At 36.9% G+C, this 13322-nt stretch carries 15 protein-coding genes; 11 read left to right on the plus strand and 4 right to left on the minus strand.

Annotated features, from left to right (window positions below; translation table 11 throughout):
- Window positions 1–137: 137 nt before the first annotated feature.
- Window positions 138–506, minus strand: coding sequence for a DUF2500 domain-containing protein (locus ACGLYD_RS06265; RefSeq protein WP_340741950.1), 369 nt, complete (start codon window positions 504–506; stop codon window positions 138–140).
- A gap of 134 nt (window positions 507–640) precedes the next feature.
- Between ACGLYD_RS06265 and ACGLYD_RS06270 the strand changes: the two genes are divergently transcribed.
- Window positions 641–1021, plus strand: a complete 381-nt coding sequence (locus ACGLYD_RS06270) for a CidA/LrgA family holin-like protein (RefSeq protein ID WP_187047513.1) — start codon at window positions 641–643, stop codon at window positions 1019–1021.
- Window positions 1012–1701, plus strand: coding sequence for an LrgB family protein (locus ACGLYD_RS06275; protein WP_067208403.1), 690 nt, complete (start codon window positions 1012–1014; stop codon window positions 1699–1701). Before ACGLYD_RS06270 ends, ACGLYD_RS06275 begins: the two co-directional genes overlap by 10 nt.
- Window positions 1702–1871: 170 nt before the next feature.
- Here the strand turns inward: ACGLYD_RS06275 and ACGLYD_RS06280 are convergent, their stop codons facing one another.
- Complete coding sequence (locus ACGLYD_RS06280; protein WP_067208406.1) at window positions 1872–2273, minus strand: hypothetical protein; 402 nt, start codon at window positions 2271–2273, stop codon at window positions 1872–1874.
- Window positions 2274–2598: 325 nt separating this feature from the next.
- On the minus strand, window positions 2599–2967 hold the full coding sequence (locus ACGLYD_RS06285; RefSeq protein ID WP_340764813.1) for a hypothetical protein: 369 nt from the start codon (window positions 2965–2967) through the stop codon (window positions 2599–2601).
- Between the two features lie 1100 nt (window positions 2968–4067).
- Between ACGLYD_RS06285 and ACGLYD_RS06290 the strand changes: the two genes are divergently transcribed.
- From ACGLYD_RS06290 to ACGLYD_RS06310, 5 genes are all read left to right on the plus strand, one after another.
- Complete coding sequence (locus ACGLYD_RS06290) at window positions 4068–4670, plus strand: hypothetical protein (RefSeq protein ID WP_399631951.1); 603 nt, start codon at window positions 4068–4070, stop codon at window positions 4668–4670.
- A complete protein-coding gene (locus ACGLYD_RS06295; RefSeq protein WP_399631952.1) occupies window positions 4667–5050 on the plus strand; it encodes a hypothetical protein in 384 nt (127 codons plus the stop codon). Before ACGLYD_RS06290 ends, ACGLYD_RS06295 begins: the two co-directional genes overlap by 4 nt.
- A 736-nt stretch (window positions 5051–5786) precedes the next feature.
- The gene (locus ACGLYD_RS06300) at window positions 5787–6257 is read left to right on the plus strand and encodes a GNAT family N-acetyltransferase (protein WP_399631956.1); all 471 of its coding nucleotides are present in this window, start codon (window positions 5787–5789) and stop codon (window positions 6255–6257) included.
- Between the two features lie 178 nt (window positions 6258–6435).
- The gene (locus ACGLYD_RS06305) at window positions 6436–6900 is read left to right on the plus strand and encodes a GNAT family N-acetyltransferase (RefSeq protein ID WP_399631959.1); all 465 of its coding nucleotides are present in this window, start codon (window positions 6436–6438) and stop codon (window positions 6898–6900) included.
- A 399-nt stretch (window positions 6901–7299) separates the two neighbouring features.
- Entirely contained in the window at window positions 7300–7986 is a 687-nt protein-coding gene (locus tag ACGLYD_RS06310) for a VOC family protein (RefSeq protein ID WP_399631961.1), read from the plus strand.
- 188 nt (window positions 7987–8174) lie between these two features.
- Here ACGLYD_RS06310 and ACGLYD_RS06315 read toward each other — a convergent pair whose 3' ends face one another.
- Window positions 8175–8714 carry a transcription repressor NadR gene (locus tag ACGLYD_RS06315; RefSeq protein WP_399631964.1) on the minus strand — a complete coding sequence of 180 codons (540 nt, stop codon included), beginning with the start codon at window positions 8712–8714 and terminating at the stop codon, window positions 8175–8177.
- A 560-nt stretch (window positions 8715–9274) separates the two neighbouring features.
- On the opposite strand from ACGLYD_RS06315, the gene ACGLYD_RS06320 reads away from it, so the two are divergent.
- Genes ACGLYD_RS06320 through menC form a run of 4 tightly spaced genes read left to right on the plus strand, consistent with a single transcriptional unit; the run spans window position 9275 to window position 13225 of the window.
- On the plus strand, window positions 9275–10129 hold the full coding sequence (locus ACGLYD_RS06320) for a MurR/RpiR family transcriptional regulator (protein WP_340741956.1): 855 nt from the start codon (window positions 9275–9277) through the stop codon (window positions 10127–10129).
- Between the two features lie 2 nt (window positions 10130–10131).
- Window positions 10132–11268, plus strand: a complete 1137-nt coding sequence (locus tag ACGLYD_RS06325) for a M20 peptidase aminoacylase family protein (RefSeq protein WP_187047522.1) — start codon at window positions 10132–10134, stop codon at window positions 11266–11268.
- Window positions 11269–11273: 5 nt separating this feature from the next.
- Window positions 11274–12116 (plus strand): GNAT family N-acetyltransferase, encoded by an 843-nt coding sequence (locus ACGLYD_RS06330; RefSeq protein WP_399631968.1) that lies wholly within the window; start codon window positions 11274–11276, stop codon window positions 12114–12116.
- The gene (gene menC, locus ACGLYD_RS06335; RefSeq protein WP_067208439.1) at window positions 12113–13225 is read left to right on the plus strand and encodes an o-succinylbenzoate synthase; all 1113 of its coding nucleotides are present in this window, start codon (window positions 12113–12115) and stop codon (window positions 13223–13225) included. Before ACGLYD_RS06330 ends, menC begins: the two co-directional genes overlap by 4 nt.
- Window positions 13226–13322 lie beyond the last annotated feature (97 nt).

The raw sequence follows: 13322 nt of genomic DNA on the forward strand, positions 1-13322 counted from the left end.
AGTAAAGATTACATTCAAATATGCTTGGGCACTAGGGGAAGCCTTCTGCCCTTGGCCAGACTAGTCTTACAGTTTTTTCTATGCCATCGCTTGGTTTATCCATCGTATTCAATACTTGAACTTATGTAAAAAAATATTTATCCATTATTTACCCGTTCAAATCCACTAAAACGAGTCCCCTGGAAAGTGAGCATTCCCACATCGCCATCAGCCAACATACCATATTGGGAACCGTTTACAGCTAATTCCATACGATCTCCGCTGTCGACTTGAAATGTAGCATAATACCAAGTACTTGCCGATGAATCGCCTGATCCGCCGGAAGTCTTGGTTCTTTTTGTAACAACTTCCGCTGGCACTGTCAGTATAGGGGAGTTATTATTTGAATTCCACGTACCGATAGATTTCACAGCAATGAAAATAATTCCACCAAAAATGATAATTGCAACTCCGCCGATAAAGATGGGAACAAACGTAAACATAGCTTCTCCAAAAGGTGAAAACATGTACAAAACCTCCTTATGTTTTTTGAGTGGTAGTTATAGATAATATACGTTCTATTTTTGAAATAGTTTCATTACGTCTTTGATATTTTACTTATATATCTTTATACTGATACGAAAGGAGACGGGATTTATCTATGAAATACATAAAAATAGTTCTTCAAATAATAGTCTTGTACAGTTTTGTCTTGATGGGGAACTGGCTTCAAGTTTTTCTACATTTGCCGCTTCCGGGAAGCATAATAGGACTTTTAGTATTGTTGGCGGCCCTTTCATTGAAAGTATTTCAGCTTGAATGGATTGAATCAGGTTCTTTCTTTCTTTTATCTTATTTACCATTATATTTTATCCCAGCGACTGTCGGTGTGATGAATTACGGACATGTTTTTGCAGGAAAAGGATTTCTGTTAATACCAATCACGATGATTAGCACGTTTTTGACGATGTGGATTTCTAGTTATATAAGTCAATTTCTTGCCAAGAAATCTGCTAACAAGGAGGGAATTTCATGCAAGTAATGATGTATTCAATCCTCTTTGTTATTGTAACGATTGCAGTTTATCTTGTTATGAACTTGTTATACTTTAAGTATCGTAAAGCATTTTTCATACCAATACTAACCACAACAGTTGGCATTATTTTGATTCTCATTCTTTTCAAAGTCCCTTATGAAACCTATATGCTTGGTGGAAAGTGGGTTGACCTGTTGCTGGGACCCGCGATTGTATCATTGGCCATCCCTTTATATAAACAAAGGGAGTTAATCAAACAGAATATGCTTCCCATACTTGGTGGTGTATTGACGGGCGTTCTTTTTGGTATGGTAAGCGGTGTGCTTTTTGCAAAAATGGCAGGATTCTCAAAAGAAATCGTTCTGTCATTATTACCTAAATCGATTACAACACCTATAGCTATACAGATTGCTTCGGCATTGGGTGGAGCAACTTCGCTAACAATCGCTTTTGTCATGATTGCAGGATTTACCGGTATCATTCTAGGACCAACATTTTTGAAATGGTTTCGTATCGATACTGCAATCGGTCGTGGCATCGGACTGGGAGCAGCAGCTCATGCTCTTGGGACATCTAAAGCAATTGAAATCGGGGAGCAGGAAGCATCCTATAGTTCCATTGCAATGACGCTCTCCGCTATCATTGGTTCTATCGTTGGACCGGTGATAGCTTGGTTGTTTTATTGAATGGAATAAAATCTAAAGTGGATGAACAAATAGAAATCGAGTTATTGCATCAAAAAGATAAAGAGGAATTGTATATGTTAATTACACATTAGTTATGTAATTAGTAGCAGAGAATATAACTAAGCATTCTCCGCTACTGAGAAAATTCAAATTAGATGAAACGATTACTATTATGCTTGAAGCATATTCTTCAATTCTTTGACGGCATCAAGAGAAATGCCTGTTCCTAATGGTCCCTGTAATAATGCTGCGACGGCAACAGCGACCGCAACAACATCAACGTTATTTGTAACAGTGATTGTTGGACTTCCTATATTTTCGAAGGTACTTGTATCAGTATCAGCTTGAGTTTGCTTCTGGTTTTGATCTTGATCTTGATACTGGAATTGTTTCTGGTATTGATTTTGATATTGGAATTGCCATTGATTTTGTTGTTGAAGTTGTATCAAAATATCATCTAATTTTGCTTCCATGTTTCTTAAATCCTTTTTCTTCTCACAACAATCGTACTTATCATAATGATTCTTTTCATTACAATGATAACAATCACACTTTTTTGAATGATTTCCCATTTTTTCTCCTCCTATTCTTTATTACAATATGAAATCAAATCCATCATGTAAGTTTTATGTTCTTCTTTGACCCTGAAAAACTAATAATTAAAAATTAAAAGGAAACTGGGGTTTTAATAGCTAGAAGCGGAAAGAGAAGTCAGACCTTACAAAGCTATTCGTATTCACGGACGTTAGTTCAGTAATTTGTGGCAGAAAAATTTCATCATATATGTTGAAATAAAGAATTCTATTAAATTCGCTAGGAGGCTACCCGTGTAAGACGCCTTCCCTCAGCTTATATAGCTATTCAATTATTCAATATATATAGGTGAAACAAATACTATTATGCTTGAAGCATATTCTTCAATTCTTTTACTGTATCAAAAGAAAGACCTGCTCCTAATGGACCTTGTAATAATGCTGCGACGGCAACAGCGACTGCAACAACATCTACGTTATTAGTAATTGTGATTGTTGGACTTCCGATATTTTCGAAGGTACTTGTATCAGTATCGACTTGAGCTTGCTTCTGGTCTTGATCTTGATACTGTAATTGATTTTGGTATTGATTTTGATTTTGATACTGTAATTGCCATTGCTTTTGTTGTTGAAGTTGTATCAAAATATCTTCTAATTTTGCTTCCATGCTTTTTGAATCCTTTTTCTTCTCACAATAGTTCTTCTCAAAATGATTATTTTCATGATATCCCATTTTTTTCACCTCCTATTCTTAATTACAGTATGAAACTAAATTCCTCGTGTAAGGGTTATTGTCTTCCCCTTGTCCTTAAAACAATTAGACAGTAGGAATAAAAAGGGGAATAATTTTTGATCGTAAAAGCGGGAAGGGAAGTTAGATATTCCAAAGTTCATCGTACCAATTATTTGAGGACGCTATTTATCACTAAAAAAGTAGGATTGTTTAAGAAACATTATGTTAGGTATAAATATGTGGAATACTATCTGAATGGTTTTAAGGTGATTCAAATAAGGCTAAAGGAACGTATACGTATAATTAGCCAAATAAGTCAAGTTGACTCTGAATTTGCATTTAGGGAACAGGGATAGGCTAGTAAAAATCCTTTAAACCTTGAATGTTTAGAAGTAAATTACGGAAAACAAATAGATAGTTACATAGACAAGGTTATTTTATATATTAAAGATTAAATACCTTTTCCAAAGTTGAGGAAATTTTAAAATGGAATAACTTTTTCGATAAGAGTAAGTAATCTTTAACAGGTAATTGTTAATGAGTGACTATTCATTCAAGCTTGAAAGTGATACTCTTTATTCAATGAAGTCAGATTAATTGTGGGAGCGATTGAATAATGAAGCTTAAAGTTGGGGCTATTTTCACGTGATTAAAAACGTTTAATGTGGAAGAAACACAACAGTTTTCAGAGGTAATAGGTGATAAGGGAAAATATCATATGGAATGAGATGAAAAAGGGAGCTTTATGTACAAGGTCTTTTACTGCGAGTATCGGGGATTCAGTTAATATTGCAAGAGAGATGTTAAGTGGTTACCTTCGCCCTGTCAGGGGACACGATTACTTGTGAATTCACGATAACAGAAGTTGAATTTAAGACAATAACCATGATTACCTTTTATCATAATCAAAGCGGAAAAGAAGTTCTGATTGGAATGAGTCATGGAATTATTAGGGGTTAATTAGCCTGTAAAAAAATATTAAAGCTATACTGCTTTAATTTGAATTGCTTTTTTATTTCCATTGTATTGTTATTAAATTATTCTTAATAATGAACCTTCTTGCTCGAGAGGCGTCAAATAAATAAAAGGAAGGTGCCTTTATGAAAAGATTAGTGTATCGACTTTTCGTAATGACTGTCTTTTTATCAATGATGATAGTAAGCGTAAGTGTTTCTGCTACAAGTTGGATCGAGATGGACCCGCAAGAAGTTAGCGACGAAGCTGAAGTAGTTATAAGTGGAACTTACGACTTTTCAAGTAAGCCGATAGACAGTGAATTTATTTTTCAAGGATATACGTTTGCCGTTGAAAATGTTTATAAAGGAGAGGCTACTAAACAAATAATCGCTGGAATTGACATGTATGATGTCGGTTGGGCTGAGGGATTTCAGAACGAAGGCGGTGAGTTTCTTCTGTTTTTAGAAAAGAGTGATTCTGCGACATTTCTTACACCTGTAGGAGGGCCAAATGGTATGGTTCAAGTCCTTCACGGCATAATAAATAATGAAAATGAAGAAATCGCAACTTATTATGCTGAATTTCTAAAAACAAGTTACAAGAATCCTAGCAGTGGAAACAATGTAGCGCTTATTGACAAGGAGAACTCAGATATATTTAATCCATTATATATCAGCGTAATTGCTTTGTTTGCAATCGCAGTTCTTATTTTACTATATCGTTTCGCAAGGAAGGGGAGGCGTTGAAAAAAGTTTTATTCATTCTCATAGTTTCAATGAGTGTATTTTTTAGTGCATGGCAAACAAAAGAATTGACATTCATTGGTGAAGGCGAAAATTGGTGGGCAGAAGTGACTGTGGCCCAAACTGACGGAGATGAACAATATGAAATTCAGATTTTTTATAAAGGTAATGAGTTAGAAAGTGTTAAAACCTTTGATTATTTCGTTGAAACAAGCACCGATGGAGTGCTGAATTTTGGTACAAACAATGTTTCATTGAACGAAAAAGGTAAGTTTCAACACAAAAGTTTAAGTTCTAATAGCCCTTCAACGAAACAAGAAGAGAAGCTGGTTTTGAAGGTAGTATGGAACGGGATTACCGAAAAAATCTTTTTAGAAAATTAGTAAATTAAGAACTAAATATGTCGAAACAAAGAATTCAATTAAATTCGCTAGGGGCTGTAATTGAGGCATCTCACTTTCTAAACGGAACTTCATCTTATCGCACTTTGGTAGATTATGTAGAAGAAATGATTAAACGAAATGCCTGATCGAATTGCTTATCAGATAGGGTGGGAAGATTGAGCGTTAAAGAAGTTATTAGCAGAGCGTTGCCGAGAAAATTAATAACTGCGGCGATTACAGTTCCTATTTATGCAATATTATTAGCGTTAGTAACACCATACTTCTACGAAAGTAACGTGTATTCACTATGGCGATATTTGGGAAAGATTTTAGTTACAACGCAAGGGTATATTCTATACAGTTTTCCGGCCATTCTTCTATATGGGGTGTTTACTTCTCTAGTAAGCGACTTACTTTCATCCAAATTCACGGAAAATGAGTCAGTAAAGTTAGAGTGTTTTCTATCGTTACTTTTTCATTTGATTTTCGGATTATTATTACTTTGGATTAGTCTGCCCGCGGCTCTAATTTACTTTATGATAGATAGGTATTTAAGCAAGCGAAAAACTCTGTATAAATGGAGCGAAACTTATATAAGCTTAATGATTCCAGTTGGATTATTTCTATTGATAATATTGATTTTAGTAGTAGGAGATTTCACTGTGAACTGGAAGCACTATATTGTCTTTTGATTCACTATAACAATGATTTTATTAGTAGAAATGGGGTACCAGTTATGGAAGTTACGTTAGAAAAAGCAAACGAATTTGATGCGCAATCTCTTTTTGATATACAAGTAAATGCATTTTTACCATTACTTGAAGTTTATAAGGATTACAATACTAATCCTGCGAATGAAACGATCGAGCGAATGATAACAAGGATAAACAACACGTCAGGAGGAGTTTATAAAATAAAATCGGATACTATTCTTGTTGGCGCTATTAGTATCTGGTGGAAAGAGGAAACTGAATTTTGGATCAGCCCAATGTTTATACAACCGAAATACCAGGGGCAAGGAATTGCCCAGAAAGCAATATCACAAATAGAGGGACTTTTTCCTCAAGCGGTTAGTTGGGAGTTGGCTACTATAGCGGAAGAAAAACGTAATTGTTATTTATATGAAAAGATGGGCTTTATAAAAACAGGAGAAACCAAGAAAATAAATGACAGCACGACACTTATTTATTATAAAAAAGGTTTATGACTCTTATAAATTATTCTTGACCAACAGAAAGTGATTGAAGGGATGGAACACAGATTGCTAGAAAACTAGCACGTTTCGTGTGGAACAGGAAAAAGGCAGGGATAACAATAAATACTTATCTATTGCGGACAGTTAGTTGTGATTGGAAATGTCTGGAAATACTGAGAGGGGGATAATTGTGGGATATAAGTTTGAAATTATGACACAAGAACAAGCGGAAGAGATTGCATATAATTGGCACTATAATGCGGAATATTCTTTTTACGATATGGTAGCAGATAAAGAAGATTTAGTTGAGTTCTTAGAAGCTCAAAAACGGGGTGACTCAAACTTCTTTGTTACTAAAGACAATGATGCTATAGGCTTCTATACTTTTAATGAAGTAGCTAACAACGCCATTGATATAGGGTTAGGCATGAGACCAGATTTAACTGGTAATGGCAACGGTTTGGGATTTGTCCAAGCAGGTTTGGATTTTGCTAAATCAAAATACAGACCAGAAAAAATAACATTATCAGTAGCAACTTTCAATCAAAGAGCTATAAAAATATATAGGGAAATCGGGTTTGATGAAGTTGATACATTTATGCAGGAGACAAATGGAAGTAGATTTGAATTTATGAGAATGCTTTATCGATGCTAATACAGGTTCATTACCTTTAATAGCTGGGATAACTTTTTATGTATGGCACTAACTTTATGACGAAAACAGAAGAAAGAATCTTTTATTACTTAATGTTACTTAGTGGTTTTATAATGCGGAGGTATTTACATTGAAAAATGGTCGTAATAGCGGTTTAATTTATTGGAGATTGAATTATAGAAAAAAGTTTATTAGGACTTTATGGATGATTCCACCTAGTATTATTCTGATTATAATGCTACTTATTTCTGAGATCTCTGATTCACTAAAAATAGTATTAACTTTGGCATTAATAGTTACTTTGCCTATTCAATTATTTTACACGCATTATAAGTGGAAAAGTGACATAGAATTTAAAAAATGAACTATTAAATTTTCTTGATGAGGAGAATATTGTTTATGGAAATAAAAATACTGACATTACAAACAGGTAAATTAGAAAAAATGAAAGAATTTTATACGCAATATTTAGGTTTTCCTCTTTGTGGTGAAAGTTCAAAAAGTTTTCAAATTCAAGTAGGAACAAGCATTTTAGAATTCACGAATGAAAATGTAGTAGGGGAACCATATTATCATTTTGCATTCAATATTCCACCCAATCAATTTCAAGAAGCGAAGGAATGGTTAAAAGGAAAAACAACGCTTTTATTAGAAGACGGAGAAGACGAGGCTGATTTTTCATTTTGGCCTGCACATGCTTGCTATTTTGAAGATCCAGCAGGAAATATAGTAGAACTCATAGCTCGATACTATGTAAATCCAAATAGTGAATCGACATTTGCAGTAAATAACATTTTGAATATCAGTGAAATTGGTTTAATTGTAAAAGATTCACAAAGGGTTGGCGAGCAATTCAAAGAAATAAATATTTTTGATAGTGATAATGATCCAATTACTACTTCTTCTTTAAACTTTATGCAAGAAAATAAAAATGGTGTTTTTATTATTTTAGCTAGCATAGGTAGAAGATGGCTGTTCTCGGAAAAGAAATCTGAAATTTTTCCAATGAAAATAACACTTGATAAACAATATTGCGTAGGTATAGATGAAGAACATGAATTTTTCATTAAAATTATTATGGAATGAAGTCATATAGGGACTTAGAATTTGTTGATGATAATGAATCAAAAGAATACCCTATTCAATTTTGAGAAGATGGATGGCAATTACTTTTTGGTAAACTTGAAAAGGTCGATTTCTCGTATGGGAAATCGACCTTTTCAAGTTTGTATGCTAATTGCTCCGATTGTAAATAAAACTCCCGATTTATTTTTTCATTCGACGAGAATATCAGCTTTTCTAAGTGCTTCTTCCGCTTTTCTGATATTTTCTTCGTCGTCCGCCAATACCGTATGAAGATGAATACCACCTTCTGTTAGCTTTGATAAATAAATAGCATCTGCCTCTTTGATTCGCTTGATGAATTCTTTTACTTCATTCCGATTGGAAACCATTATTGACGCACTAAGATCTCCATAGACAGGATGCTCAATTTTGACGTCCTTTACTGTAACGCCGTTATCGACAAAAATGTTCAACTCCTCCATCGTTTGGTCCGGAGTATGTTTGCAAACAATCGTCTTTTCGATTCTCTTGGGTGCCGCTTGCACATGCATATAAATATAGCCCTGACTTGTTGCGACAATAGGTTCGTTTTTTGCTTTCAGCAATGTAATATCTCCAACAATCACCTGACGGCTGACATTTGTCATTTCTCCGAGTATTCTTCCTGTAATAGGTTTATCGGACGTCTGTAACGTATCGACGATTAATTGGCGACGTTCATCCCCAAGAATTTTTTCGTTTTCATTCATTATATAACCACCTCGCATAGCTATTTTACCATATTTAACGTATGTATAACCCCTCTATATATGTTGACCAAATGAATACGGCGTATGCGCATTACAAAGGCTTTTGGGAGGCCACTGAAAAAGTCCCAATACTTAGAACTAATTAGAATTCCCGCCAATATCGCTTCGACGCTTTGTGCATGCCTCCCGCGATAAGCCAGAAAGAAGACCGCTTGGGAGGGATTGAACTGCATCCCTCCTTAGTCTTATCGCTCCGGCTACCACGAAGTCGCGCCTTCGCTGAGCGCCAAGCGTTCTACAACCTAATATCCGGAATTACAACTCTCTCCTTATTGAGCGTCACAGCAGGTTCAATGGGATTCATTAATTCAACATATATAGCAAATAATTTTCGAGTAGTAATTGAAACAGAGGCTAAAGGTTCCCAGGAAAGCATAAGTATCAGAAAATACATTGTATTCCGCGAACAAGTATGTTAAGGTAATAAAATAATTAATTGTGAAGTCAGCACTTCATTTGTAAAGATAATGACGGAATAACTTCAAAAAGGAAGAGTGAAGATGAAATTAAAGGACCTGATTCACGAGTATTACGACCAATTGTCAAAAAGCCAGAAAAAAGTCGCGACTTATATAATCGATAACCCAAGAAATATTGCGATGTCTACGGCACAAGAAATTGGGGCGACAATCGGTGTCAGCGAAACGACAGTCATTCGCTTTTGCTATAGCCTACATCTCTCTGGTTATGGGGAACTACAAAAGGTCATCCGTGAACAATTGCTATTTCAAGAGAGTAGCTTCACAACATATCAGAAATCTAAACTGGAACTTGAACAGGTACCGCATTTTTTCACAAAAGTGATGGAGCGGGATCGAATAGCGATTGGAGAGACGATGAAACAAATTAAAGAAGAAGACTACGAAAAGGCAATCGAGCAGCTCTCTCAAGCAGAAACCATTTATATTCTTGGCCTGCGCTCTTCGTATACTGCAGCTAATTGGCTCTCATACACGCTTGGTTTAGTGAAAGGAAATGTCAGACTGTTACGACCAGAAACGGAGGATGTAATCCAAACGCTCAGTCAAATGAACGATAAGTCCGTTGTCATCGCCATTTCGTTTCATCGATACTTGAAAGAAACAATTCAAATTGCGGAATTGGCACATAGACAACAAGCTTTCATTATCGGAATTACTGATTCAATGTTAGCCCCAATTCATACATTCAGTGATTTGTTATTTCCAATTTATTCGCCTAACAAGTCGACGCTCGATGCAACGGCTTCTCTATTTTCATTCATGAATGCGATTATTGCAGGATTGTCCGTGAAGGAGAAGGACAGTTTCGAAAAAAGACGTGAAACGTATCAATCGATACCAAGCGATTTCTTATTTGTTGAAGGAGTTGATTGAAAATGAAAGCAGTGTTACAAGAAATGAAGCCGATTGTTGAAAAGGTTTTTAACCATTTACACTCACATCCTGAAATTAGTTGGCAGGAATTTGAGACGACAAATTATTTGCAACAATTGTTAGAGAATGAAGGATTTCAAGTTACGACATTCGACGATTCAACGGGACTTGTAGTAACACTGGGGTCTGGTGATCCTTGTATTGGACTTCGAACAGATATCGATGCACTCTGGCAGGAAGTGGATGGGGTCTTTCAAGCGAACCATTCATGCGGACATGATGCGCATATGACGATTGCAATTGGCGCTTTACTCGTTTTGAAAAAGCTTAGGTATCCGAAAAACGGGCGACTAAAAGTGATTTTTCAACCAGCTGAGGAAAAGGGGACGGGCGCATTATCATTTGTGGAAAAAGGGATCGTTGACGATATCGACTATTTGTATGGTGTCCATCTCCGTCCGATTCAAGAAATCGGTCATGGCTATGCATCCCCAGCCATTATGCATGGTGCTGCAAAAATGATTAAAGGAACAATCGTGGGGACAGATGCGCATGGAGCAAGACCGCATCTTGGACAAAACGCCATAGAAGTGATGGCACTTCTCGTACAGGCAATCCACTCCATCCACGTTGACCCAATGGTCCCGCATTCTGCAAAAATGACGATGTTCCAAGCGGGTGGAGAGTCAGCCAACATCATTCCCGGAAGTGCAGTATTTAGTCTGGATTTACGCGCCCAAACAAACGTGGTTATGGACAAACTGATGAATTTAGTTGATAAAGCGATTAGTTCGGTTGCAGAACTGTCTGATGTTATCATTAATTATGAAATAATCGCGGAAATTGCAGCTGCCCAAGTCGATGACACTGCTGTCGAAATGATGGCACAAGCGATAAGGGAAACAGTTGGGGAACAATTTTTGGTGCCGCCTATTGTCACACCAGGCGGAGAAGACTTCCATTACTACACATTAAAAAGACCTTCTGTTAAAGCGACAATGCTCGGTCTTGGCTGCGACTTATCGCCAGGCCTTCATCATCCCAACATGACATTCAATCATGATAGTATACTGACCGGAATTGAAATACTCGTTCGAACGGTCATCCATTCATTCGGGCAGTTAGAGAGAAGGAAGTGAACCAAATGGACGTCAACCTATCCATTCGCAAACTAGAAACCAATGAAGACATGCGCCTGGTCCAATCGCTTGAACGAGCAATCTGGGGCCTTGAACCGATACCGACTCATCAAACCTATACGGCAGCGAAAAATGGCGGGTTATTGTTAGGCGCTTTCTTAGGTGATGAAATCGTTGGCTTTTCATATGGTTTTCCGGGTTTCACCAATGGTAAGCCGTATTTATGTTCACATATGCTTGGCATTCTTCCGAACTATCAACTGATGGGAATCGGAAAGTTGCTAAAGGATGAACAGCGTAAAATTGCCAAGGAAATGGGATACAATTTGATTACTTGGACATTCGATCCATTGGAAAGTCGCAATGCTTATTTAAATGTGTCGAAACTGTACGCAATTTGCGATACTTATTTAGTGAATTGTTACGGTGAAATGGAAGATGGTTTGAACAAAGGATTACCATCAGACCGTCTTCAAGTCGAATGGTGGGTTTCGAGCGAAAGGGTCGAGGACAAGTGGACACCGCAAGTTTCCGACTATGATCGACCATTTATAGTTGAGAAATCCCATAAAGGAAATCCAACACTAGTTGTGGATTCGGAAAATGTCCTGTTAAACAGTGTTGGTGTTGAAGTTCCGGTACCAGAACAATTTCAGTCGATCAAAAAGAATGAACCTGAACTAGCGCTCGACTGGCGATTGAAAATTAGGACCGTTTTTCAATCGTTATTTGGTTCTGGCTATGCGCTATTAGGAGTGAATAGGTCTGAAGAAGGCGTTCATTATTATCAATTTGTAAAAAGAAACACAATTCCACTGACAATAAAAAATAGAGGAGAATCCGAATGATTATAAAAGAAATCAACATCCGAAAAATGAAAATGAGAATGAAGCACCCGTTCACAACTAGTTTTGGTACGTTCCAAGATAAAGATTTTCTGTTACTTGAAGTGAAAGATGAGCTGGGTAATACGGGATGGGGGGAGTCAGTGGCATTTCACTCGCCTTGGTACAGCGAAGAAACACTTGAAACGAATTTACATATGATCCGTGATTTTCTGATACCTATCGTATTAGGAAGGGAAATCGGACATCCCGACGAAGTAAGTGAATTGTTCGCTGCCATCCGTAAAAATAATATGGCGAAATCCACTTTGGAAGGCGCAATTTGGGATCTTTATGCTAAGCGTAACAAATTGACATTGGCGAAGGCTCTTGGTGGCGAACGCGATAAAATTGAAGTGGGTATCAGTATCGGGATCCATGAAAATATTGCTAATCTAGTCGAAACGGTACGTGGTTTTGTGGAAGAGGGATACAAGCGTATTAAAGTGAAAATCAAACCGGGCTATGACGTTGATGTAATCCGCGAGTTGCGCAAGAATTTCCCGGATGTGCCACTTATGGCAGATGCCAACTCGGCTTATACATTGGACGACATTGAACTTCTCAAACAGCTGGATGAATTTAACTTGACGATGATTGAACAGCCGCTTGCTTCAGACGATATTATCGACCATGCGAAATTACAAAAACAATTGAAAACACCAATCTGTTTGGATGAAAGCATTCACTCCCTTGAAGATACACGAAAAGCGATTGAGCTTGGTAGTACGCAAATCATTAACATTAAAATCGGTCGTGTTGGAGGTCTTACTGAAGCGAAGAAAATTCATGATTATTGCATGGAACGTCAAATACCTGTTTGGTGCGGCGGAATGCTGGAATCAGGAATCGGCCGTGCGCATAATGTAGCGCTCACAACACTTCCAAACTTCATATTACCAGGGGACACTGCTGGATCCTCACGTTACTGGGAGGAAGACGTTATTACTCCAGAAGTTGTAGTGGAGGACGGCTATATTACTGTTCCAACCGCATATGGAATAGGTTACGAACCAAACTTGAAAGCTATGAATAAATTCACGGTAGACGAGTTACACTTCAAAGCTGAATGAGGTGTGATGAGAAAGGCTGAATAGGTGTAGGGAAGGATGACTTAAATCGTCCTTTCTGACTGGAGAAATCAGAAAATAAAATCTATTGTAGTAGTTT

It is taken from the genome of Sporosarcina sp. SG10008 (genome assembly GCF_044569405.1).
In the GTDB taxonomy this organism is placed as follows: domain Bacteria; phylum Bacillota; class Bacilli; order Bacillales_A; family Planococcaceae; genus Sporosarcina; species Sporosarcina psychrophila.